Raw genomic sequence first — 22,710 nt, forward strand, 5'->3', positions numbered from 1 at the left:
CATACGGTCATGGGGAACTGGATTGTGCATTTTCATGAAGGCGACAGAACGATGAAAACCTTATTGGGGGGCAAAGGCGCCAATTTGGCGGAGATGACGAAGCTTGGCCTTCCCATCCCGCCAGGGTTTACCGTCACGACGGAAGCGTGCAGGAGCTTCTATGAAGGGGGGATGCGGATGCCCGACGGACTGTTCGACGAGATCGTTGCGGCGCTCGCGCACCTGGAAGAGCGCAAGGGGATGAAGTTCGGTCACGCGGAGCGGCCTTTGCTCGTGTCCGTCCGTTCCGGTTCCGTGACGTCGATGCCCGGAATGATGGATACCATTCTGAATTTGGGCCTCAATGACGAATCGGTGCAAGGGCTGGCAAGGCAGACGGGCAACGCGGCCTTCGCTTCGGACAGCTACCGAAGATTCATCCAAATGTATGGGAACGTCGTCCTGGGCATCCCGACGAACGACTTCGAGAAAATCGTAAAGAAAGAGAAAGAGATGCGCGGCGCAGAGAAGGATCAAGACGTAACGCACGAAGCCTGGACCGCTGTTATCGAGCAATATAAACGCCTTGTCTTGGAGAGGACGGGGGCCGCATTCCCTCAAGACGTTCGGGAACAATTGGAGCAAGCCGTCAAGGCGGTCTTCGCAAGCTGGAACAACGCTAGGGCGAAGGTGTATCGGAAAGCTTACGGCATTCCGGACGATCAGGGCACGGCGGTCAACGTGCAAGCGATGGTATTCGGAAATTTGGGGGAAGGCAGCGGTACCGGCGTATTGTTCAGCCGGAACCCTTCGACGGGCGAACAAGCGTTGTACGGCGAATATTTGCTGAACGCGCAAGGGGAAGACGTTGTCGCAGGCGTACGGACGCCCAAGCGCATCGAGGAGCTTGCCGGTGACCTTCCCGATGTACACGAACGACTGCGCGATGTCGCGAATCGGCTTGAACGGCATTATAAAGATATGCAGGATATTGAATTCACGGTCGAACAAGGCGAGCTGTACGTGCTGCAAACCCGTAACGGGAAGCGAACCGCGCAAGCCGCCGTGAAGATTGCGGTCGACCTCATGAATGAGGGACTGTTATCCGGCGAAGAAGCGGTTCAACGCATTGAACCTATGCATCTGGATCGGTTGCTTCACCCGAGCATCCGCGAATCGAGCGATATGGTCGTAGCGGCGACAGGCTTGCCGGCCTCGCCGGGCGCCGCGACGGGGGTTGTCGTATTGGATGCGGACCGATCCGTTCAATGGAGAGCGGACGGCCGACGCGTCATTCTCGTCACGCAGGAGACAACGCCGGAGGACATTCATGGCGTGATCGCTTCCGAAGGCGTGCTGACGAGTCGAGGCGGGATGACATCGCATGCGGCCGTCGTCGCCCGAGGCATGGGGAAACCGTGCGTGTGCGGTTGCGAATCGGTCACGGTCGATCTGGAGGCCCGCGCGATTCGCATCGGCGCCGTTGTCGTGCGGGAGGGGGAGTGGATTTCAATCGACGGGGCGACGGGAAGGGTCATCCTCGGCAAGGCGGACATTCGGGAACCGGAGATGACGGAAGAACTGGCGGAGCTGCTGCGTACCGCAGACGGCATCCGTACCATGAAGATCTACGCGAACGCGGATAATCCGCATGATGCGGCGATCGCCCGTCACTTCGGCGCCGAGGGCATCGGGCTGTGCCGAACGGAGCATATGTTTATGTCGGGATCCAGGCTTGCGGTATTTCGAGATATGATCTTAGCGGAATGCTCGACGGAGCGCCAAGCGCATCTCGATACCATATTGCCCATGCAACAGTCGGATTTCGAAGGCATATTCGAAGCGATGGACGGACTGCCGGTTACCGTTCGTCTGCTTGATCCGCCTCTGCATGAATTTCTGCCGGACTTGGAGCAGCTGCTTGGGGAGCGGCGGCAATTGTCGGCTAACGGAGCGGCGGAGAGCGCCTTGGCGACGATGGATCGATTGATCGTCAAAGTAAGGGCGATGTGCGAATCGAATCCGATGCTCGGTCTTCGCGGGTGCCGCTTGGGACTGATGTTCCCGGAAATCTACGATATGCAGCTGAGCGCGATTTTTCTGGCGGCCAAGGCTTGCTTGCAGCGCGGAATCCGGGTGAAACCGGAGATTATGATTCCATTGGTGGGACACCCCAACGAGCTGAAAGGCATGGCAGAACGGATCGACTCGATCGCGGAACGGACGCTTGGGGAGGATAGAGCACTCTGCCGCTATAAGAAAGGGACGATGATCGAAGTTCCTAGAGCGGCGCTTGTCGCGGGAGATATCGCGGTACATGCGGAATTCTTTTCCTTCGGGACGAACGACCTCACGCAGATGACTTTCGGGTACAGCCGGGACGACGCGGAGGGGAAGTTTCTTAACAAGTATATCGATCAAGGCATCTTGCCGGAGAATCCGTTCGAAACGCTGGACGAAAGCGGCGTCGGCCAGCTGATCGAGATGGCGGTCCTGAAGGGAAAAAGCACGAGACCTACCTTGAAGGCTGGCGTCTGCGGGGAGCATGGCGGGGAACGCCGATCGATTCTGTATTGCCACCGCGTGGGTCTCGACTACGTGAGCTGCTCGCCGTTCCGCGTCCCGTATGCTCGGATTGCGGCGGCGCAAGCCGCGCTGCTGACGGGAGGCGAGAAGCGAGTCGAACCGGTACACGCTTAATCGCATAGGGCAAGACTCTCGATGGGAGGGTAGATTCATAGATACAACAGGGGCCATGGAAGCGGCTCCTGTTGTTTTTCGCTTTCCCGTAGACAATTCGTGATCGGAAGGCATTATAATAGGAAACAACGGTGCCGACGAATTATTTTTCTGTGAAAAATAAGCTGAGTATAGGAGAAATGGCTTATGAATCCCAATTATTCATTCTTGCGGAGAAAGAAGAGGTTAGGGGAACGACGCGAAAGCTAATGGTTATGGAGGACTGGTCATCGAGAAGATGCTCCCGCAGTTTCAAAAGTTACTTCATTATTGCGACGCGAATGGCTACGTGATTATCGGCGACGCCGTTCGGATCATGCAGATCGACATATCGATTACCGATCGATACGATGAAGCTTATTATGAAATCCAAATACCGATCCAAGAGCCCTAGAAGTGATAGATATATCATTTCCAGGGCTTTTTTTCGGTGGATCCGTTGACTCTAGGGTTAGACGAGACCTTATCATAAATGTAGTTAAAGAGGCTTGGGAACGTAGTGTATGACGTCTGGACATCTAATATTGCATAAGGGGAATGCGCTATGTTACGAAAACGGCTGACGCAACGGATTTCGCAAACATCGAGAAGCATCGTCGCGAATGCAACCTTAACCATGTTTCTCATTATTGTTTTCTTATGCGCGACTTTCGTCACGGTGAGTTACCTTCGGGAAAAAAGACAATATGTATCCGAGCTCGAAGCCATTCATGTGACCGCGAACGCCTTGTTGCGGACGGATATTCCTCTGATCGAGACCATGATTCACGGTTCGGAAGCGGAGAAACAAGAGGCGACGGCAAAGCTTCAAACGCATTTCGACGGCTTCACGCAAAATAAGGCGATAGAATTGGCTTTCCGAACAAGATCAAGTTGAAGAAGAAAAAGGGGATTTGAAAGAGCTTATTTCGGGTGCGGACGTATTCATTGGCGTCTCGAGGGCGGATGTGCTGGATGCAACGGATCTGGAGAAGATGGCTCCGGACGCCGTCGTGTTCGCCATGGCCAACCCGAACCCGGAAGTGAACCCCGAGTTCGCCATGAACACCGTACGCGTCTTCGCAACCGGTCGCAGCGACTACCCGAATCAAATTAATAACGTATTGGCGTTCCCGGGCATCTTTCGCGGAGCGTTGGATTGCCGCGCGACAAGGATTAACGAGGAAATGAAGTTAGCGGCCGCGAAAGCGATCGCTTCCGTAATTAAGGAAGAGGAACTTAGCGAGCAGTACATCATCCCTAGCATCTTCAACGAGAGCGTCGTAACCGAAGTGCGGAAAGCCGTCATCGAGGCGGCCATTCGTACGGATGTCGCAAGACGGATCCCGCCCGAGTTTTGAGAAATGGAGGATAAACGAAAAGCCGTTCCCGGAGGTGAAAGCGTCTCCGAATTTCTTGGCTTCCTCCTCCTTGTATCCGTCTAGGCGATCGTCCAAGCGAATTCGGGCCTTGGCGTGTAATATGTATGGTCTGAAGAAAGGAGGGGAAGTCAATGAGCGGAGTATGCGGTGGATTCACCTCGACTGGAGCGATTTTGGTCCTCTATATTCTTTTGGTCATTATCCTGTCGGCAGGTTACTTCGTCTAACTACAGCTGAAGAAGCCTACGAACAAGAGCCGAAGGGCTCTTGTTCGCGTGATCGGGGGTTATTGCGCAGCCGGGGCAACCGTTTCTTTCGATCCGACGAGGAGAATGTACCCCAAGTGTTCGGCGGATTCCCCCATGATTGCATTGTATTTGTTGGTAACTTCCCATAAGTCGACGTCGAATAGGGAGCCCGCGTCGACTTGTTGGTGTTCATCCCGGTGATTCGATTGCTGTACGATTCCTGTCGGGAACGGGAAAGGGCCGTCGATATGAAAAGGGCGAAACCCCGCGTTCCGTACTTCGGCGGTCCAATCCTCGGTATCCCAAAGCTTCGATATTCCATAAAATCGAGCGATCGCATCGTGGGCTTCCGGCGGCATGGAGCTTCGACGGACCATCTCTCTGTCGAATAATCGCCCCCCTCCCCGCAAGACCCGATAATACTCCCGCAGGGCTTGGGCGGTATCGGTAAAGATCGAGACGGATTCGACGAGGACGACGTCGAACGATCGGTCGGGGAACGGGAGAGCCGTCGCGTCGCCGATCCTAAATTCGACCGGAAGCTTTTCTTGTTCGGCTCGAGCTTTCGCCTTCGCGATCATATCCGGACGGATGTCTATTCCTGTGACTCGATGACCTTGCGCGGCCGCGTAACAAGCCGTTCTCCCCGTGCCGCAACCGACTTCCAGCACCTTGGAACCGGCGGGAAGCGGGTACGATCTCAACTGCTTCACGGTTTCCGCGAAACCTCCGGGATGGGCGTCGCCGATCCCTAACCTCGCCAACATCTCTAGGTACTCCATGGCGTATCGAACCTCCTTCCTTAAGAACGATGACCCCGATATGGCGAGCGTCGCGGAGGGGAAGGATAGCGTCGGTGTTGCGGATGAGTCTGCCGGGGCGCATATTCATTAGGTTTACAATCCGCGTAGGGTCCGATATACGTCGACGGCTTCACCGGTTCGACGGCTGCTTTCCATGTCTTTTCGTCGATACAGTACGTGTGCGCCATAACATTCGCGGGCGTGAACTTCAAAAGATCCGATCCTAAAATCGCCTCGGGCGTCGGCGCGTTGAAGATGGCTAACAGATGGGTGTCGTCGGCCGTTGCGGTTTCATAATGCCACCAAGCTTGCGGAACGTTAGCTACTTGGCCGGGGGCAATCGAGTAAGTGAGGATTTGCTTGGTGAACGGGTTCAGCATGGAGACCGCTGCCGCACCTGAAATGCAGTAGACTAACTCGGCGGCGTTCTGATGATAGTGAGGCTCTACGACGTTACCGGTACTCAAATAGATGTCCAAGAGAGACACGTTATCCAATGTGTTTAATTGTTGGACGCCTAAAACGTTAATGAGGTTGTCGTCGTTCTTCTTAAACAATGGGCTGTCGTTCACGTCAAACGTGAATTGAGCGGACGGAGATGCATAATTTATCGAATCGGTCATGATCCTTCCTTCGCCTCGTTCCGTAAGCTATTCGCAATACATGGGCATCTTATGCGCTAGAATCTCGTTCGGTACATATTTCGAAGCGCGGATAAAAAAGAGGCCGACCGAACGTGCCGGTCGCCCCCTTTCGCTGCATCTATTCGTTGCGCAGCAAGGCTTCGATTTCCGTTTCCATGTCGAGCGGATCCGTCGTCGCTTCGAATCGCTTCACTACGTTACCTTGCGGATCGATCAGAAACTTCGTGAAATTCCACTTGATCGAATCGCCGATCATATATTCCGGATGACGCTCGTGAATGAGCATCGTCAATATTTTCGCTACCGAATGAGACATATTGAAGCCTTCGAACGGCTTGGACCCGGCCAAATACGTAAACAGCGGATGCGCGCCTTCGTCGCGAACCTTCACCTTCCGAAACATCGGGAACGTAACGTTGTAATTTAACGTGCAGAACGTATGGACCTCTTCGTCCGTCCCGGGCTCTTGGTCGGCGAACTGATTGCAGGGGAAGCCTAAAATTTCGAAGCCTCGATCGTTGTAGCGTTCATACAAGCGCTGCAGGTCCGCATACTGAAACGTAAACCCGCAACGGCTGGCGACGTTGACGATCAGCACCGTCTTCCCCTTGTATTCTTCCAACGACGTCGGCGTTCCGTCCATCTTCGTCGCCGCATAATGATAGATGCTCATGGGATGACCTCCTCGAATGTATTTGAAATCATAAGGTCATCGGAACGAATTTTCAATTCACATTCGCGCGTTTCAATCGCATAAAACAAGGCGACATGAGGGATTCTTCTCGAGTACCACCAATTTCCGAACAAAGGAGTCGTCACCCATGGCGAGACCCGATAGCCGAACCGAGAACGTCGACAGACTGAACAAGCACGCGAAAAACACGATCGAGAAGTTGAACGAAGCGCAGGAGTATTTACAGGAGCACGCGGACGAGCTGTCCCCGGGGGAAGCCTCGGCGATCCGTGCGAAGAACGAGCGTCGCCGCTCGAACATCGAGGCGCTCGAAGGGGAAATCAAGGAAGAACGGCGGGTAGAGAAGTAACGAGTCCATCGGAAAACGAGGAAGGGGGCTGCGCGCCCCCTTCTTTTTTTACGTTCGCTTCAGAACCAGTATGCCCCCGCGCCGATGCGGGCTCGGAACGGCAAGCCGGGCGAACCGGGCGAGGGAGACGGATGCTGCGCGTACGGCGCCAGCTTCATATAGGTAGGCCGCGTCGTCTGCGGCAGCAGGAACGCCGAACGGAACGCCCCGGGCCTGCGATGCTCGTTCAGCTTGGCGACGATCGCGTCGGCGGAGCGAATGCCGATTCCATGTCCGTAGTAGGAGTCGCCGCCCATGTAGATGACGTTCTCGCCCTGCCATTGCATCGTCGCCGGATCGACGTCCGGGTTGTCGAAGTACAAGCAATCGCCGGGGACGAATCGCGTGGAAGGAATCGTCGTGAGCCCGAGGTCCCGGTCGACGTTCCAGTGGAACAGCAGCGTATTCGCGAACAGCCGGTCGTACGCCGCGCCGCCGATCATGTCGAGCGCCGCTTTATAGAAGACGATCACGATCGCCGTCGCGCACTCGAACCCGTACACCGGACCGTTGTCGTAAATGTCGCGCAGCGCCTCCGACGGTTTCCGATCGCTCCGCAGCCGGAAAGCGCCGTTCGGCTCCCTCCGCCAATAGTCCTCGTTGCAGCGCGAATGCTCGAACGTCTCGAACCCGACGCCGCTGACGTTCAGCGCCCGGGCCGCTTCGAGCGTCGCCTCGCGCATCCGCAGCTCGAAGTCGAGGTCTCGTACGCTCGGATAAGCGCCGTTCGTCCGAGTGGCCAAAAGCGTCAGGAGCGCGAGCCGCGTCTCCGAGACGCCGGGCAGCGAGCTGCCGTCGGATTGCAATATATGAATCATATTTCACCTCATTCCGCGTGGTTACCCACATCTTATTCCGCGAAACGGGAGATGCGCCCCCTTTTCCTGCAAAACCCGGTATAATAGAGAGGAATTCGAAATCATCGCATCGAAACATATCATGCAGAGAGACGTTAGGAGGAGAGAACATGAAGAACGAAATTATTGCGCATCGGGGCTGGTCCGCCGAGGCGCCGGAAAATACGTTGGCCGCGTTCCGGAAGGCGCTCGACGCCCCGTACGTAGCCGGATTGGAGCTTGACGTACAGCTGTCGAAGGACGGCGTGCCGGTCGTCATTCACGACTTCACGCTGCAGCGGACGACGAACGGAACCGGGCTCGTGAAGGACAAGACGCTGGCGGAGCTGAAGGCGCTCGACGCGGGGAGTTGGTTCGGCGACGCGTTCCGAGGCGAGCCGATTCCGACGCTGGCGGAGGCGTTGGCGTTCGCTAAAGGGCGCGGGACGGTGAACATCGAGCTCAAGACGGCGGGTCATATGTACCCCGGATTGGCGGAGGCCGCGGTGAAGGTCATCCGGGAAGCCGGGATGGAGAAAGACGTCTACTTCACGTCGTTCGATCATCTGGTGATGTTGGAGGCGAAGTCGATCGCCCCGGACATTCGGACGGGACTCCTTGTAGGCGGCCGTCCGATCGCAATGAAATACCAGTTCGAGGCGACCGGCGCGGACGTGCTGTCGATCGCGTACCCCTACATTACGCCGGAGCTCGTGAAGGAGACGAAGGAGCTCGGCATCGGGCTGTTCGCCTGGACGATCGACGACGTCGAACGGATTCGCGCCGTCGCGGCGCTCGATTCCTCCATCGCCATCTGCACGAACCGTCCGGATCGGGCGCGCGAAGCGCTCGGCATCTAACGTTGCCTTCGATGAACGGAAGGAGCACGAGGCCTTGACGAAAATCATGCTGGCGGACGATGAACCCGCGCTTCGCTTCCTAATTACGGAGACGTTGGCCGAAGAAGGCTACGGTGTGAAAGAGGCGGAGGACGGGCGGGAAGCGGTGCGTCTCCTGCAATCCGAGTCGTTCGACGTCGTCATCTTGGATTACATGATGCCGGAGCTGACCGGCGTCGAAGTGTGCGAATGGCTGCGTCGAACCGACGGGGACAACCGGGATAAACCGGTCATTCTCCTTACGGCGAAGGCGCAGCAGAAGGATAAGGATCAAGCGATCGCCGCAGGCGCGACCGAATACATGATCAAGCCGTTCAGCCCGCTGCAGCTGCTCGAGCTCGTCGATCGCCTCGCGGGCGGGGCGCGGTAGCCTGTGGATTGGCTGAAGGGGAAGGACAAGCTCGGCCGCCGTGCGAATCGACGCATCTATGGAACGGTGTTCGCGCTGATCGCGTGCGTCGTTGCGTTAGGGACGATCGCCGGCGGCGAGCTGCGGCGCACCGGGCGGGAGATCGAGGCCGGCTTCGGCGAGCAGCAGGCGCTCGAGGAGCTTCAGGTGCAATTCGACCGCGTCGTGATGAACGTGCGAGGGTATATCGCTTACGGCAATACCGGCTTCCTGCAGGACGTGGAGTTGGAGCGCGTTCGATTCGAGAATCGGCTGGCGACGGCGGCTCCCGATGCGGCGGCGGCGGATGAGATCGCGACGCTCTGGCGGGAGTACGACGGCTTGATCGACGAGGCTGTCGGATATAAGGCCGCAGGAGACGCGGTGGCGCTGTCGGCGTTGTCGCGGGAGCGGACGACGCCGGTGATCGACCGCATCGACGCCTTGATCGGGGAGCTCCGCTCCGAGAAGGAGAAGGAGCTCCGCGGCTTGCTGGAGGAGAGCCGCCGGGTGTCCGAGCGGTTGATCTGGGGCGTCCTGGTTTTCGCGGTGGTCATGTTCGGATGGGTCGCCGCGTCGCTTCACCGCTTCTTCCAAACCTCCGTCGTCCAGCCGCTTTCCGTCCTAGGCCGATCCTTCGAACAATTGGGCCGCGGCGTCCCCGCCCGCCTCCCGGAGGATTACCGGGACGACGAGATCGGCGCGGTGTACCGCGGCTTCAACTTTATGACCGGCGAGCTCGAGCGGCGCCAAGACGAGCTGGAGCAGAGCAACGCGGAGCTCGCCGCGCAGCGGGACGAGCTGGAGGCCCAGAACGAAGAAATTACGGCGCAGCAGGAAGAGCAAGAGCGGACGCTGCGCCAGCTGACGGAGCGAGAGCGGGATCTGGAGCTGTTAACCCGCTATCAGGAGCGGCTTACGGGCTTCACGGAGATGGAGACGTTCCTCGAAGCCGGCGTCTCGGCCATGCTGAACGCGCTCGGACTGGACGCGGCGCTCGTCGTGCACCGGCCGGCGGGGGGAAGCGACGCGCGGTTGCTGTATGCCGTCGGTTACCCGGCGACGCGCGCGGACCTGGAGGACGGGCAAGGGCGGTTGTACGGTCCCGCGGACCGCGTCTTCAAAGAGCGTAAGATCCTGACGCAGCGCCGCCCGGTCGCCGGGGACGAACGGGGACTGCATCGATGCTATGAAGAAGCCGTGGATCATTACTGCCCGCTGCTCGACGACGAGCTCGCCCCGATCGGCTTCCTGCTCCTCACGGGGTACGGAAGCAAGTCGGCCGAGCCGGCGTATCTTCGCGTGATCGCCGGCGTCGCGAAGCAGTTCTCCATCGCGTTCCATGCGCAGCTGCTGAACGAAGATCGGCGGCGCCAAGCGGCGGAGCTGGAGACGCTCAACGTCGAGCTGGAGCACGAACAACAGCGTCTTCGTTCGCAGCGCGACCTCGTCGAGGGGATCGTGCAGTCGATCCACGAAGGCTTGATCATGTGCGATTACGGCATCATTCGTTTCGCGAATCCGACGGCCGAAGCGTTCTTCGGCATGGCGGCGAATCGCGGCGCCGCGGTCGCCCAGTTCTGCGAGCGGCTGGAGCGGGGCAGCGACGGCACGCTGACGGGCTTGCCCCGGAAGCTGACGGCGCTGCAGGAGGGCGCGGCGGAAGAGCTCCACGCGCGCTTCTCGTTCCGGCGGGACGAAGACTCGGCGCTGCGGCACTTCGAGCTGCATGCGAACGTCTTGGCGTCCGGCGCGTCGAAGCGGCAGCTGCTGCTCGTCTTCCGCGACCGGACGGAAGAAGAGAAGGCGGACGAAGCGAAGAATGAATTCGTCAGCATCGTCTCGCACGAGCTGCGGACGCCGCTGTCGAGCATTATGGGTTTCATGGAAATTTTGCTCCACCGCGAAGTGGCGAAGGAGAAGCAGCGGAAGTACTTGGAGACGGTATACAAGGAGTCGCAGCGGTTGTCCCACTTGATCGGAGACTTCCTGGATTTGCAGCGCATGGAGTCCGGGAAGCAGACGTATCGCCTGATGCCGGTCGCGGTGGAGCCTTGGATTCGAGAGCTGGTCGAAGGCTGGAAGGGACAGTGGCCGCATCGGATCGAGCTGCGGCTCGAGACGGACGCGCCTTACGTCGTCGGGGACGCCGACCGGCTGACGCAAGTGATGCACAATTTGATCAGCAACGCGATGAAATATTCGCCGGGACAGGATCGGATCGTCGTACGGGTGCGAACCGAAGGGGACCGGTGCGTGATCGACGTGACCGACTTCGGGCTCGGCATTCCGGAGGAAGCGAAGCCGAAGCTGTTCACGAAGTTTTACCGGGTCGACAATTCGGATCGACGGCAGATCGGCGGCACGGGTCTTGGCTTGTCGGTCGTGAAGGAGATCGCGGAGGCGCACGACGGAGCGCTGAGCTTCGTCTCGGAGCTGGGGGCGGGCAGCACGTTCACGGTGTCGCTGCCGCTGTACGAGGTGCCGTCCGTGACGGGCAGCGTCGTCGTCGTCGAGGACGACGCGAACGCGTCGGGCCTCATCGCCGTCGCGTTCGAGAAGCTGGGGCTGTCGATTCGGCCGTTCGCGACTGCGGAGGCGGCGGCGCTCGCCCTGCGGCGTTCGAGCGCCGATGCGCGCCCGGCGCTGTGCATCGTCGACGTGCAGCTCGGCGGCCGGCAATCCGGCTGGGACTTCCTCGCGGAAATCCGGGAGGCGCCGGCGGCGCAGGACGTCCCGATCGTCTTGACGACGGTGCTCGATCCGCCGCAAGGCTTCCGCGAGACGCCGAGGATGCGCTACTTGCGCAAGCCGTTCACGGTGGAACGGCTGCTGCAGGTGGCGAAGCAGGCGCTCGACGGAGAGCCGCTGTAAGCGAGAGGGAGCGTTAGCGTTACCCCGCGAACCATTCGCCGCGGGCGATCAGGAAGCAGCGGCCGCCGACGACGATGTCGTAGGCGCCGTCGCTCTTCTTGGTTCCGCGCAGCGACAGGAGGGACGGGCGACCGACGGCGTACCCTTGCTCGGCGTGGAGCTCGAACGCGTCGCCGTACAGCCCGTGGCGCAGCAAGTACCCGATCAGCGCGCCGTTCGCGCTCCCGGTCGCCGGGTCCTCCGGGATGCCCAGCGTCTCGACGAACACGCGGACATGCAAGTCGTGTCCGGGCTCGACGGCTTCCCTCGCGAACGCTAGAATGGCCTTCGACTCGAGCGCTTGCGCGAGTTCGAGCTGCTTGTCCCGGTTCGGGCGAGCGGAGCGGAGCGCGTTCAGCGAACGAAGCGGCACGATGAGGGACGAGAGTCCCGTAGACACTTCTTGCACAGGCAGCGAGTCTTCGATATCGCCGGCGTCCACGCCCAGGACGTCGGCGATTCGCGTATGGGGGACTTTCGCGCCGAACGTCGGTTGGAGCTGGCGCATCCAGAGCCGATTCGGCGCTTCGGAGGCGTCGTCTCCGTACTCGAGCGCGACGTCGATCGGACCTACGCCGAGCCGCAGCGTCAGCGCGGCAATCGGCTCGCGGCTGCGGATGCGCTGCAGGACGTACGCCGTTCCCAGGGTCGGATGGCCGGCGAACGGCAGCTCCGACTCGGGCGTGAAGATGCGGACGCGGTACGAGCCGTCGGCCTCGGGGGCGTTCGCGACGAAGGTCGTCTCGGAGAAGTTGACTTCCTTCGCGATGCGCTGCATCTCTTCGGAAGTCAGCCCGTCCGCGTCGAGGAAGACGGCGAGTTGGTTTCCGGCGTATTTCGATTCGGCGAATACGTCTACGATATAATATGGCACGGTGAACGTCATGGCGAAGACCCCTTTTCCCCGATGGAGTTGTGTAGGATTGGCAGTGTTCATCGCATTATAACCCAGTCATCGTGTACAATGGAACAAAGGAGCGTGGAAACGATGAACAGACGGTTTTTCACTCCGCGTGAAGCGAACGAGCTTCTCCCCTTTATTCGCGAAGACATCGAACGCTTGCAGAAGACGAAGCGCGAGTTCGTGGAGATCGCATTGAAGCTGCGCGAGATGCGTATTACCCATGAGCAAGCTTCGAAGGAGCCGCCGGAAGACGATTTGTTTCAGATGGAAGCGAGCATGGAGTTTTTGCAAATGGAGGCGAAGACGTTGTCCGACAGCATTCGGCTCAAGGGCGCCGAGCTGAAGGACGTGGATCACGGTCTGGTCGACTTCCCCGCTAGGATCAATGGAGAAGAGGTATTGCTTTGTTGGAGACAAGGAGAGGAACGCATCGAATTTTATCACGGACGGGACGACGGCTTTCGCGGTCGGCGTCCGATTCCCGAAGGATTGGAATAGACGGAATCGGCGGCGGGCGTCGAGGCGAAGGCTGGTTTCGCCGGATCTGGTTCGCGGCGCTTATATGGATCGTAGTGGCTTCCGCGTTGGGCGGAGCCGGGGGGACGGCTTATGCGCACACGTCGTTGTCCGGCTCCTCGCCCGCGGACGGCGAGACGCTGGAGACGCCGCCCGAGATGCTGCATCTGACGTTCAGCGGCAAGCTGGAGGCGACGGCGACGCTGCATTCGGTCGCGTTGACCGGACCGGACGGGGCGGCGGTGCCGCTGGAGCCTCCGGCGCTGGACAGCGGCGGGAAGTCGCTGATGGCGGCGCTGCCGCCGCTCCCGAACGGGACGTACGACGTCGCGTTCCGGGTCATCTCGGCGGACGGGCATCCGATCGAAGGCGGCTTCGCGTTCGAGGTCGCGGCGCCCGAGCCCGTCCAGGAGCCGGCCGTTACGCCGGCGCCCGACGCCCAGCAACCTGACGCGCAGCAGCCTGAGGCGCCGTTGCCTGCGCCGGACGGCGGCGAGGAGGAGCCTGCGGCCGAGCCGGGGACGGCGCCGGACGAGGCGGACGAGCATGCGGGGCACGATTCGCACGGCGGGACGCCCGCTTCGCCCTCCGCCGGCGCGGGCTCCGCGTTCGCGGCGCTCCTGAACGCAAGCCGCATCGCGTATTACGCCTCGCTGCTGCCGCTGCTCGGCTGGGCGCTGTGGAGCGCGCTGCGGCCGCAGGTCGGAGCGGACCGGCTCGCGTACTGGCGGCGTATCGGGATGCGCCTGCAAGGACTGCATCTCGCGTTGTTCGTCGTTCACGTCGCCGTTCAATGGGCGGAGCTGTCGGGCGGCAACCCGTCGGCGTCGTTCCTGGACACGCTGCGCTCGACGGGAACCGGCCAGTCGTGGCTGTTCACCGGCCTGCTGTCGCTGGCGGGCTTCCCGCTCTTGTTCCGCAGCCGCGCGGTGGACGCCTTATGGCCGCTCTTCATGATCGCGGCGAAGACGCTGCGCGGCCATGCGAGCGCGTTCGAGCCGATCGCCTTGGCGCGGCTGACGGACGCCGCGCACCTCGTCGCCGCGGCGATCTGGGTCGGCGGCCTGCTCGCGCTCGTCCTGCTGCTGCGGAAGTTCCCGGACGGCTTCCGGTCGTTCGCGCCGACGTTCTCGACCGCGGCGCTGGCGTCTTACGCCGTGCTCGTCGTTACGGGCGTCGTCGCCGCCCTCCTGTATACGGAGTCGCTCGGAGACGTCGTGCGGACGACGTGGGGATGGCTCCTGATCGTCAAGGCGGCGCTCGCCGTCGCGGTGCTGCCGGTGGCGGCGCTGCTGCGGAAGAAGCTGCTCGAAGCGGAAGGCCGCCCCGACGCGTTCCGCGCATGGCTTCGCGCCGACGTCGCCTTGCTGCTCGGCATCGTCGTCGTCACCGGCGTCATGACGCACCAGAGCCCGATCGTCGAGCGCGTGGTGTTCCATTGGCACGTCATGGGGACGGAGGCGCATCTGACCGCGGACATCGCCGACCTGCGCGAAGGGACGAACGCGCTCTCGCTGAAGGTATGGGTGCCCGAGGGGGAAGCGGAGCCGGCCGTCACCGTCGTCGCCGTCGTCCCGGGCGAGCCGGACCGCACGGCTTCGTTGACGGCGAAGGAGCTGCCGAAGGAGGAGTGGGAACACTTCTCCGGCTTCGAGGATTATACGTTCGTCGGCGACATCGACGTCGCCGATCCGGCCGCGGCCGAGCTGCGCGTGCGCATTCAGCGCAGCAACGGCGAGACGATCGATTACGCGAAGAAGCTGATCGACCCGTAAGGGCGATCAGCTTCTTTTTTTCGATGACGGAAGGGGAAACCTCCCGTTTCTTCTCGTTGTTGGCCTCGGATCGGGGCGATGGACCGGAAAAGCTCCGCTCCAATCGGCCGTTCGGCGTCAGGGAAGCGCGTTTCCGCGGAAGAAGACGGAGGGTTTCCCGTTCAGCGATCGCGATCGGCCCACGCCGGGCGAATAGACGGGAGGAAATCCCGTCCGAGTTCGGGGGAAGGCTCCCGCCAACCGAATCGAAACCTTCGCGCCGCCTTACACCGTACCGGAGCCGTCCCGCCATGCCTGCGGATGCTTGTCGCTCGCATACCGCGCCGCGGCGGCGTTCGCGTCGACCTGCTCCGGCGTCTTGCAGCCCGGAATGACGCAGGTGACCGCGTCGTGCCGGAGACACCAGGCGAGCGCCCACTGCGCCATGTCCATGCCGGCCGGCACCTCGTTCGCCGCGATGCGCTCGACCTCTTCGAGCCTCGCCCGGCGCTGCTCGGCGTCGTGGCGGCTGCGCACGTCGGTCGCGACGAAAGTCGCGTCCGGCTTGTACTTGCCGCTTAAGTACCCGCTCGCGAGCGGCACGCGCGCCAGCACGCCGAGATCCTGCTCGGCGCAGGACGGGAAGACGCGGTTCTCCGGCGCCCGATCGAGCCGGTTGTACACGACCTGGATCGCCGAAGCGCCGACCTTCGTCGCGGCCGCCGTCTGATGCAGATTGTCGTTGCTGCCGATCGAGATGCCGAGGTGGCGAACCTTGCCGGCTTGCACCTCTTTCTCGAGCATCGTCCACAAGTCGTCGTTGTCGAACGCCTCGTCCGAGCCCGAGTGGAATTGATACAAGTCTATGTAATCCGTCTGCAAGGCGCGAAGCGAATCCTCCAGCTGCTTCCGGACATCCGCCGCCGACCACAGCTGATCGCGCTCGAACAAGCCGTTGAAGTGATGGCCGAACTTCGTTGCCAGCACCCAATCCTCTCGCCGGTCGCCCTTCAAGAAGGCGCCGATGAGCCGCTCCGACAGATGATCGCCGTAGCACTCCGCCGTATCGATCAAGTTGATCCCTTGCTCCTTCGAGCGGCGCAGCACCGCGTCCGCCTCCGCCTGCGTATACGTAAGGCCCCATTCGCCTCCGAACTGCCACGTCCCGACGCCGATGACCGACACCTTCAGATCCGTTCGTCCCAATCTCCGGTACTTCATGCGATGCTCCTCCTTTAATCGGTTCTGCCTCCAGTGTACCAGATATTGGCGTTCGCCCACTAATGCGTCGGACCCTCTTGAAATCCGCTTCGAAACATACTATAATTACTTTCACTGCGGGTGTAGTTCAATGGTAGAACTCCAGCTTCCCAAGCTGGTGGCGTGGGTTCGATTCCCATCACCCGCTCCATGATAAAAGTCGCGTAAAATCGCGACTTTTTTCCATTTTAAGGGTTTTGTTTTCTATGTTAATTTTGTTCGTTGGGAACGGATGGGGAACCGGTCAGCGGTTTCGCGGCGGACCAGGTCTGATTCTTCTGTGCAGATGTTGGCTGTTGTTTCGGGGCAGGTATGGCGCAGTCGTTCTTGGATTGATTTCATATCGGCACCATCCTCGCGGAGGATCCTCGAGGTCGAATGCCTGAGATCGTGCAGCCGGAAATCCCGTCGGAAGAGTGGTACCAGAACGATAGAAGCTGACGGTGACGCAATCTCTAAGGGCAGTATTAACGATGGACAACTCGGACTTGGCGACACGACTAAGCGGAAGCTTTCACAGCGGGCAGAGTGAATTTACCTGAGCCGATCGTTGACCTACGTTGGGTGAATCGGGAAGTGTTTATGGATGGGAAAATAACGCTTCCGGGGTTCTTGGCGTACGAACGGGATCATTATAGCGCCGGTGGTCATCGATAGCGGCATTGACGAGATTTTAGGCAAGTAAATAAATTATTTAAAGCACTCAGGAATGGGTGCTTTTTTTCTTTGACATGGAGGAGATTCGCTTGCGGGCGATTTATGTAGTGACACACGGCGAAATGGAATGACTTCGTTCTCCTTTTTCCAAAGAGTTCATTTGCTGCAGCTCATGCAGCCGCTATCGCAATCCAAACGCCAGTACTCATATTGATCGCTCCTTTTCGGATTACAACGGAAACACCGAAAATCGGTTGCAGTTTGCCTTGAATAGTAAAGTACGTGGGGAGGTAGATTGATTCCGTCAAAAATGGAAGGGCCTCTTCGGATACCCGTTTGAAAGGATAACATTATCGGTGATTATCTTCGTCACCACCACTACTCCCGCTATTCAAGAGCTGTCTTGGCGATTATCGTTCTCGGAATAACTGTCCTGGCCATCATCATTCTTTTTCCAAATACAGAAATACATGGGGGAGACCTCTTTGAGCAGTCGCAACCATAAGCGGTTCGAAAAGGAGCTTGCCGCCAAGGGATACACGATAACGAATGCACATTGGCAGCCGTTCGGCGGCAATGTCGAAATGATCGGTCGTGAGGGCGGGTGGGGAGTCAAATGGAATGCCGGCGAGTTTCGGGAGTATGTTTTCGGCTACAGCGCCGAAGTAGTGCTGTCGAACATCGATAAGTTGGGAATGAATGCAGGCTGAATACAAAAATACATCAGCGAAATGGGGAGGTTGTAGTTCGCTCCATAATGCTCTTATGTTTTGGAAGGAAGAAATAATAAACGAATAGATAAACGGGCAACGAGTAAAGCGGGTTCCATTGATTCAGCTTCATTATGCCAACGGCTACAGTTACCCACTCAGCAAGTTCTGACAATGCTGTAAAGAGCAGGGGGTAAAGGATTTTGTTTCGTTCTTGGTAAAAGTTCAGGTAAATGACAGCAAAACATGAAGGGATAACTGAGAACAAGAAAAATTCAGCGATCCCAACCTCTTTGGGTTTGCCGATGTCGAACAAATCGAACCAACCAGCAAAGATCGTATCCACAGACCAGACTAAGCCTGCAATGAATCCAAACGTGAGATATATCTCACGCCAATTCATTCTCTTGGGCATGATTACGATGATCAGCATCAGGAATACTCCGAGTAAAACGGGGTACCACCAGCCAGTACTAAAATCCAAGGCTTTTATAAAATCTCTCATAAAACATCACCCTATTTTCATCGTAATACTATAAGCCTATCCACTAATTGGTTTTATATTCCTGCAATGGAGGGAGAGATAGTTCTCAAAAGAAGCAGACCAATTCGGTCTGCTCCCTTAGTTCAAGCCTTGATGTCAATACTTTGGCCTAAGTGTGGCTGTGCGTTTTGTTGCATGATCTTTACTCTTGGCTTTGTTGAACTGCCGAGTCTTGAGCCATTTTCATTACACGAATGCCAACAGCTTGACCAAGACTAGCTTGTGCCATATTCATTGAAAGCGCGGCGATATCCATGTCTGGCCTCCAACTAAAGAGTGGGGTGTGAAACGATTACTTCGCTGATAATTTGGTCAGTAAAAGCACTTTGAGTGTGTCGTCCCCTTCAACAGACTCTACTACATACTCAAACTCAACTTCGCTGTCTGGTTGAATTTCAGCCAGCACGGAGCTGAACAAGCTCGACGTTGCCGCGAATCTGACTCGCGCGGAAACGGCGGTTCTGGTACGCCGTTTGCTGCAGGCCGCAAACTTAATTAATTTATAACGTCTCACCGTGCAAGAAGGCCTCATCCCGTCGGATGAGGCTTCCTTCGTGTCCCGCCGGTCGTGAGTCGCAACGCGATAGCGACCCCATTTTCCGAATCTTCCGCCGCGCGGGGTGGCGTCGATGTAACGATAACATTTGATTACAAGCGGTTAAATAGGGGGGAGCGAGGGTTTCAAATTTAAAATATAGGCCGCGTCTTCTACTGTTCGACCTCGTTTATTATAAAGGAACCTGAAAAACAACCACATAAAACACCACCCAAAATACGCTTACACCGTAGGCGACGATCGGTTTGGCGTGGTGAAGATATAGCATGGGGAACATGAAAAGTAAAAAGAAAACGGACCATCCGAAGTTCCAACCGTTATCGTAAACGATTCTTCCGGTTTGGAGTCCGATCCATTCGACGCCGGCATAAAGGAATACCCATTTCAGCAAATGAACGATCTGGCGTCGACGCCCTCCTGGGTAATTGGATAAAAACAGAACGACCGTGGACGGATAGACAATAAATAAATAAAGAAGATCGACCCCTTTTTGCGACAGAAGGAAGTCAGGGACTAACTTCCAGAGGCGATGGTCGCTCGTTAAGTAAAAGTACAGGAGGTTACTAGCCGGCATATATAAAATTGTAGGGAGGTACTTCCTCCAGTTCCCCCAATTTCCCCAAAGCACCGAAGCGAAAGCCACCCAAACGGCGACGATAACATGCATCCGTCTCCCACCTGTCGCGTTTTTCTATTATTATTGTCGTTTCGGTTTTGATAAATGCAGGTAAACGACGATCATCGAGGAGCTGCCCTGAACGTTCGGACGGTTATCCCGGCAGGTTGCCCGATTTCCTCGGTTTATCCCGAATTACGGCGCGAACTCGAGCTTTACTTCCCGATTTCCGAGGCGTATCATTCATTCCATGGAAATCGAATACCATAGACCGCTGAATTTCCGAATTCGGAAAACGGGGGACCCACGGCAAGTCGCGCTTCAGGATGAACGGGCTTGCAAGGGGTGAATCGCGGATCGGAGCAATCGAATGTTGCTTCGAGCCGTCCGCGTAGGGCGACTTCACCGCCCGAATCCGACAGCTAACCTCGTAAGCGTGGATGGAGTGGATGTGATCTTGTGATCTTTCTTGGACCACGGGGGCGCAGGCCGCCGTGGTTTTTTGTTGTCATTTTCGCGGATTCGACGGTTTAGTAAAGCGCAGGAAGGTAAATAGTAGGGGGAAACGGAGGGGACCGGAGGATGAAAAAACAGTTTATCGTCATCGGCCTTGGACGCTTCGGAGGGACCGTCGCGAGAACTTTGATTTCTCTAGGGTACGAAGTGATGGCGATCGACCGGGATATTCGAAAAGTACAGGACTATTCGAGCATCCTGACGCATGTGTTTCAAGCCGATTCGACGGACGAAAAGGTTCTCAAGGAGTTAGGCGTTTCGAATATGGATCACGCGATTGTGGCGATCGGGGACGATCTCCAAGCGAGCATTCTTACTTCGCTCATCTTGAAGGATATGGGGATCAAGAAAGTTACGGCTAAGGCGACGAGCGAATATCATCGGCGCGTGCTCGAGCGGATCGGCGCGGATCATATCATTCAGCCGGAGCGGGACACGGGCATCCGGGTGGCACATCAAATTACGTCGAACAATACCGTCGACTATTTGGAATTATCCCCGGATTTCAGCCTCGTCGAGGTGTTGGCGCCGAAAGCGATGTACGATAAATCGTTGAAAACGATCAATATCCGGGCGAAATACGGTTGTAACGTCGTGGCCATCAAAAGAAGCGACAACTCCATGATCGTATCTCCTCTTGCGGACGACAAGATTCAAGAAGGGGACGTCTTGGTCATGATCGGCTCCAATCCGGATATCACCCGTTTCGAAAAAGGGATCGCGGAATAGAGGTGAACCGTGCTGAGATCTAATGTAAAGCGCTCCATCGAGATCAGTCCGCAACAATGGATGGTATTCGGTTTCGCCGCCATTATTTTGCTTGGGACGATCCTGTTGTCGCTGCCGATATCCTCGACATCGGGCGAGTCCCTCGGGTTGCTCGATTCTTTCTTTATGGCGACCTCCGCGGTTTGCGTGACGGGCCTCGCGGTGTTCGATCCGGGTCAGCATCTTACGATGTTCGGAGAAATAGTATTGCTCGTATTAGTCCAGCTCGGCGGTCTCGGATTTATGACCTTCGGCGTCATTATCGCCGTGCTGCTGGGCAAGCGGCTCGGGTTGAAGGAACGGACGCTCATTCAGACGTCGACGAATTCCAACTCGATCCAAGGGCTCGTTCGGTTGTCGCTAAGCATTTTCTTTATCGCGCTTATCGTCGAATTGGCGGGAAGCGTCATCCTTACCCTTCGATGGGCGCCGGATATGGGGATAGGGATAGCGGCGTACTACGCCGTCTTCCATTCCGTATCGGCATTCAATAACGCGGGATTCTCCCTCTGGCCCGACGGGTTGAATCGGTTCGTCGGCGATCCGGTCGTGAACGTCGTCATTACGTTCCTGTTTATCGTCGGGGGGATCGGTTTCACGGTGTTGCTCGATCTGTTTCGCAAGCGAAGATGGGTTACGTTGTCCTTGCATTCGAAGATCGTTCTGATTTCAACCGGGTGTCTTCTTGTCGGGGGATTTATCGTCGTGTTTTTGCTCGAGCTTTTGAACCCGACGGCTTATGAAGCATTCACTTGGCCGGAGCGCGTCTGGGCCGCGTATTTCCAAAGCGTTACGCCGAGAACGGCGGGATTTAACACGATGTTTCCTTCCGAATTAATGACGGCGACTCAATTTTTTATCATTTTCCTCATGTTCATCGGGGCTTCCTCGGGTTCGACCGGCGGCGGCATCAAAACCAATACGTTCGTGGTCTTATTGCTTGCGGTGATGAGCAGTATCCGGGGCAGGGAGCAGGTTCGTATTTTTAACCGAAATATTGCGTATGAGATCGTACTCCGGGCCTTGTCCGTCATTTTGATCTCGCTTGGGGTCGTGATGCTGGTAGCCTTCGTGCTCACCATTACGGAGCGAAATCAGGATTTTATCGCCATCTTGTTCGAAGCGACCTCCGCGTTCAGCACCGTCGGTCTATCACTTGGGATTACGTTCGACTTATCGCCGGCGGGAAAGCTGCTCCTGAGCGTAACGATGTTCGCGGGACGGTTAGGACCGCTTACGCTTGCCTACGCCTTAGCCAAGCGGAGAAGAGAGTCGACGATCGGGTACCCGGAAGAGAAAGTATTGATCGGTTAAGTTTCGCACGCGATCCCGTCCCGGTCGCGGTCCAGCTTCGCGCTGTATCCTGGCTCCCCCTTGAACAGCGGCGCTTTCCCGGCGGCGCTCACCGCGGCGCAATTCGCGTAGGAGACAGCCGGCGACGAGGACTCCGCCTCCTTCGATCGCAGCGCCTCTTGCTCGGCCGTATATTCGCCGAACGTCAGCGCGGGCTTCGACACCACGAACCGGACGCGCGTGCCGTCGGGGTACGCTTCCAGCCGATGGCCGACCCACGCGCCGGCGCCGCGGTTGTCGCTCGAATCGATGTAGGCGACGTTCGCGCCTTCGCCGCCCTCCGCGCACATCGCCATCGGCCACTCGTCGCGGTCGTACCCGGCTTGCGGTTCGATGCCGGCGAGCGATCGCCGGCGGTTGTCGTCGGCCCCGTCGCGGTCGATCGTGCATACGTCCGAGGCGCCGCCGAGCTCGATCGCGTCGTAGATGTGCAAGGCCGTCTCCGGATACGCGTCGCTCGGGAAGACGAGCTCGACGTCGAACCCTGGGTCGGCGGCATCCGCGGCAGGCGTCGGCATCGTCGCCGGAGTCGCCGCCGTCGAGGAGCAGCCGCCCGCGAACAGAAGGGTGACCGCGACTGCGAAGAGCCATCGTAGATGTCGAATCATGAATCGAACGCCTCCGTAACGAAATCAATATTCTAATAGAATATTATTTTACTACG

23 protein-coding genes, 1 tRNA gene, 1 pseudogene and 1 riboswitch are annotated in these 22,710 nt (G+C 58.1%); of the genes and pseudogenes, 14 read left to right on the plus strand and 11 right to left on the minus strand.

Translation table 11 applies throughout. The features are described 5' to 3' along the window. Positions 1-9 precede the first annotated feature (9 nt). The 4 genes and pseudogenes from ppdK to RIN49_RS05630 all read left to right on the plus strand — a co-directional run bounded on the left by ppdK (position 10) and on the right by RIN49_RS05630 (position 4,306). Complete coding sequence (gene ppdK, locus RIN49_RS05615) at positions 10-2,679, plus strand: pyruvate, phosphate dikinase (protein ID WP_309119176.1); 2,670 nt, start codon at positions 10-12, stop codon at positions 2,677-2,679. A 583-nt stretch (positions 2,680-3,262) separates the two neighbouring features. Further along, positions 3,263-3,595, plus strand: a complete 333-nt coding sequence (locus RIN49_RS05620; RefSeq protein WP_309119177.1) for a hypothetical protein — start codon at positions 3,263-3,265, stop codon at positions 3,593-3,595. Continuing rightward, a pseudogene (locus RIN49_RS05625) lies at positions 3,570-4,058 on the plus strand (malic enzyme-like NAD(P)-binding protein); the annotation flags it as partial. The gene RIN49_RS05620 and the pseudogene RIN49_RS05625, both read left to right, overlap by 26 nt. A gap of 152 nt (positions 4,059-4,210) precedes the next feature. Then, entirely contained in the window at positions 4,211-4,306 is a 96-nt protein-coding gene (locus tag RIN49_RS05630; protein WP_138195037.1) for a sporulation protein YjcZ, read from the plus strand. Positions 4,307-4,365: 59 nt separating this feature from the next. Here the strand turns inward: RIN49_RS05630 and RIN49_RS05635 are convergent, their stop codons facing one another. The 3 genes from RIN49_RS05635 to RIN49_RS05645 all read right to left on the minus strand — a co-directional run bounded on the left by RIN49_RS05635 (position 4,366) and on the right by RIN49_RS05645 (position 6,447). Beyond that, positions 4,366-5,109 carry a class I SAM-dependent methyltransferase gene (locus RIN49_RS05635; RefSeq protein WP_309119178.1) on the minus strand — a complete coding sequence of 248 codons (744 nt, stop codon included), beginning with the start codon at positions 5,107-5,109 and terminating at the stop codon, positions 4,366-4,368. A gap of 20 nt (positions 5,110-5,129) precedes the next feature. Beyond that, positions 5,130-5,753 carry a cupin domain-containing protein gene (locus RIN49_RS05640; protein ID WP_309119179.1) on the minus strand — a complete coding sequence of 208 codons (624 nt, stop codon included), beginning with the start codon at positions 5,751-5,753 and terminating at the stop codon, positions 5,130-5,132. A 139-nt stretch (positions 5,754-5,892) separates the two neighbouring features. Next, on the minus strand, positions 5,893-6,447 hold the full coding sequence (locus tag RIN49_RS05645) for a glutathione peroxidase (RefSeq protein ID WP_309119180.1): 555 nt from the start codon (positions 6,445-6,447) through the stop codon (positions 5,893-5,895). A 148-nt stretch (positions 6,448-6,595) separates the two neighbouring features. On the opposite strand from RIN49_RS05645, the gene RIN49_RS05650 reads away from it, so the two are divergent. After that, on the plus strand, positions 6,596-6,817 hold the full coding sequence (locus RIN49_RS05650) for a small acid-soluble spore protein Tlp (RefSeq protein ID WP_309119181.1): 222 nt from the start codon (positions 6,596-6,598) through the stop codon (positions 6,815-6,817). A gap of 59 nt (positions 6,818-6,876) precedes the next feature. Here RIN49_RS05650 and RIN49_RS05655 read toward each other — a convergent pair whose 3' ends face one another. Further along, positions 6,877-7,674: a protein-glutamine gamma-glutamyltransferase gene (locus RIN49_RS05655; protein ID WP_309119182.1), complete on the minus strand. Its 798-nt coding sequence runs from the start codon at positions 7,672-7,674 to the stop codon at positions 6,877-6,879. Positions 7,675-7,823: 149 nt separating this feature from the next. On the opposite strand from RIN49_RS05655, the gene RIN49_RS05660 reads away from it, so the two are divergent. Genes RIN49_RS05660 through RIN49_RS05670 form a run of 3 tightly spaced genes read left to right on the plus strand, consistent with a single transcriptional unit; the run spans position 7,824 to position 11,853 of the window. Continuing rightward, complete coding sequence (locus RIN49_RS05660; protein ID WP_309119183.1) at positions 7,824-8,552, plus strand: glycerophosphodiester phosphodiesterase; 729 nt, start codon at positions 7,824-7,826, stop codon at positions 8,550-8,552. Between the two features lie 34 nt (positions 8,553-8,586). Continuing rightward, on the plus strand, positions 8,587-8,961 hold the full coding sequence (locus RIN49_RS05665) for a response regulator transcription factor (RefSeq protein ID WP_309119184.1): 375 nt from the start codon (positions 8,587-8,589) through the stop codon (positions 8,959-8,961). Positions 8,962-8,964: 3 nt separating this feature from the next. Further along, positions 8,965-11,853, plus strand: a complete 2,889-nt coding sequence (locus RIN49_RS05670; RefSeq protein ID WP_309119185.1) for an ATP-binding protein — start codon at positions 8,965-8,967, stop codon at positions 11,851-11,853. Positions 11,854-11,872: 19 nt separating this feature from the next. On the opposite strand, the gene RIN49_RS05675 is transcribed toward RIN49_RS05670, so the two are convergent. Beyond that, the gene (locus tag RIN49_RS05675) at positions 11,873-12,778 is read right to left on the minus strand and encodes a PhzF family phenazine biosynthesis protein (protein ID WP_309119186.1); all 906 of its coding nucleotides are present in this window, start codon (positions 12,776-12,778) and stop codon (positions 11,873-11,875) included. 102 nt (positions 12,779-12,880) lie between these two features. Between RIN49_RS05675 and RIN49_RS05680 the strand changes: the two genes are divergently transcribed. Next, positions 12,881-13,294: a DUF2203 domain-containing protein gene (locus tag RIN49_RS05680; RefSeq protein ID WP_309119187.1), complete on the plus strand. Its 414-nt coding sequence runs from the start codon at positions 12,881-12,883 to the stop codon at positions 13,292-13,294. A gap of 74 nt (positions 13,295-13,368) precedes the next feature. Continuing rightward, on the plus strand, positions 13,369-15,087 hold the full coding sequence (locus RIN49_RS05685; RefSeq protein WP_309119188.1) for a copper resistance CopC/CopD family protein: 1,719 nt from the start codon (positions 13,369-13,371) through the stop codon (positions 15,085-15,087). Between the two features lie 264 nt (positions 15,088-15,351). On the opposite strand, the gene RIN49_RS05690 is transcribed toward RIN49_RS05685, so the two are convergent. Then, complete coding sequence (locus RIN49_RS05690; protein WP_309119189.1) at positions 15,352-16,287, minus strand: aldo/keto reductase; 936 nt, start codon at positions 16,285-16,287, stop codon at positions 15,352-15,354. 116 nt (positions 16,288-16,403) lie between these two features. Here RIN49_RS05690 and RIN49_RS05695 point away from each other — a divergent pair. Then, positions 16,404-16,477, plus strand: a tRNA-Gly gene (locus tag RIN49_RS05695). 53 nt (positions 16,478-16,530) lie between these two features. Here the strand turns inward: RIN49_RS05695 and RIN49_RS28760 are convergent. Beyond that, positions 16,531-16,824 (minus strand): tyrosine-type recombinase/integrase, encoded by a 294-nt coding sequence (locus RIN49_RS28760; protein ID WP_375295212.1) that lies wholly within the window; start codon positions 16,822-16,824, stop codon positions 16,531-16,533. A 644-nt stretch (positions 16,825-17,468) separates the two neighbouring features. Between RIN49_RS28760 and RIN49_RS05700 the strand changes: the two genes are divergently transcribed. Next, positions 17,469-17,693 (plus strand): hypothetical protein, encoded by a 225-nt coding sequence (locus RIN49_RS05700; RefSeq protein WP_309119190.1) that lies wholly within the window; start codon positions 17,469-17,471, stop codon positions 17,691-17,693. 13 nt (positions 17,694-17,706) lie between these two features. On the opposite strand, the gene RIN49_RS05705 is transcribed toward RIN49_RS05700, so the two are convergent. From RIN49_RS05705 to RIN49_RS05715, 3 genes are all read right to left on the minus strand, one after another. Next, entirely contained in the window at positions 17,707-18,126 is a 420-nt protein-coding gene (locus tag RIN49_RS05705) for a hypothetical protein (protein ID WP_309119191.1), read from the minus strand. A 253-nt stretch (positions 18,127-18,379) separates the two neighbouring features. Then, entirely contained in the window at positions 18,380-18,493 is a 114-nt protein-coding gene (locus RIN49_RS05710; protein ID WP_309119192.1) for a putative motility protein, read from the minus strand. Between the two features lie 472 nt (positions 18,494-18,965). Beyond that, positions 18,966-19,460: a CBO0543 family protein gene (locus tag RIN49_RS05715; RefSeq protein WP_309119193.1), complete on the minus strand. Its 495-nt coding sequence runs from the start codon at positions 19,458-19,460 to the stop codon at positions 18,966-18,968. A 211-nt stretch (positions 19,461-19,671) separates the two neighbouring features. Continuing rightward, positions 19,672-19,862: riboswitch (cyclic di-AMP (ydaO/yuaA leader) on the plus strand. 129 nt (positions 19,863-19,991) lie between these two features. On the opposite strand from RIN49_RS05715, the gene RIN49_RS05720 reads away from it, so the two are divergent. Further along, on the plus strand, positions 19,992-20,654 hold the full coding sequence (locus RIN49_RS05720; RefSeq protein WP_309119194.1) for a potassium channel family protein: 663 nt from the start codon (positions 19,992-19,994) through the stop codon (positions 20,652-20,654). Between the two features lie 9 nt (positions 20,655-20,663). Continuing rightward, on the plus strand, positions 20,664-22,007 hold the full coding sequence (locus tag RIN49_RS05725) for a TrkH family potassium uptake protein (RefSeq protein ID WP_309119195.1): 1,344 nt from the start codon (positions 20,664-20,666) through the stop codon (positions 22,005-22,007). Here RIN49_RS05725 and RIN49_RS05730 read toward each other — a convergent pair. Then, on the minus strand, positions 22,004-22,654 hold the full coding sequence (locus tag RIN49_RS05730; protein ID WP_309119196.1) for an excalibur calcium-binding domain-containing protein: 651 nt from the start codon (positions 22,652-22,654) through the stop codon (positions 22,004-22,006). The two genes, RIN49_RS05725 and RIN49_RS05730, sit on opposite strands and share 4 nt — an antisense overlap. Positions 22,655-22,710 lie beyond the last annotated feature (56 nt).

The organism is Paenibacillus sp. (assembly GCF_031177825.1).
Classification (GTDB): Bacteria; Bacillota; Bacilli; order Paenibacillales; family YIM-B00363; genus Paenibacillus_AE.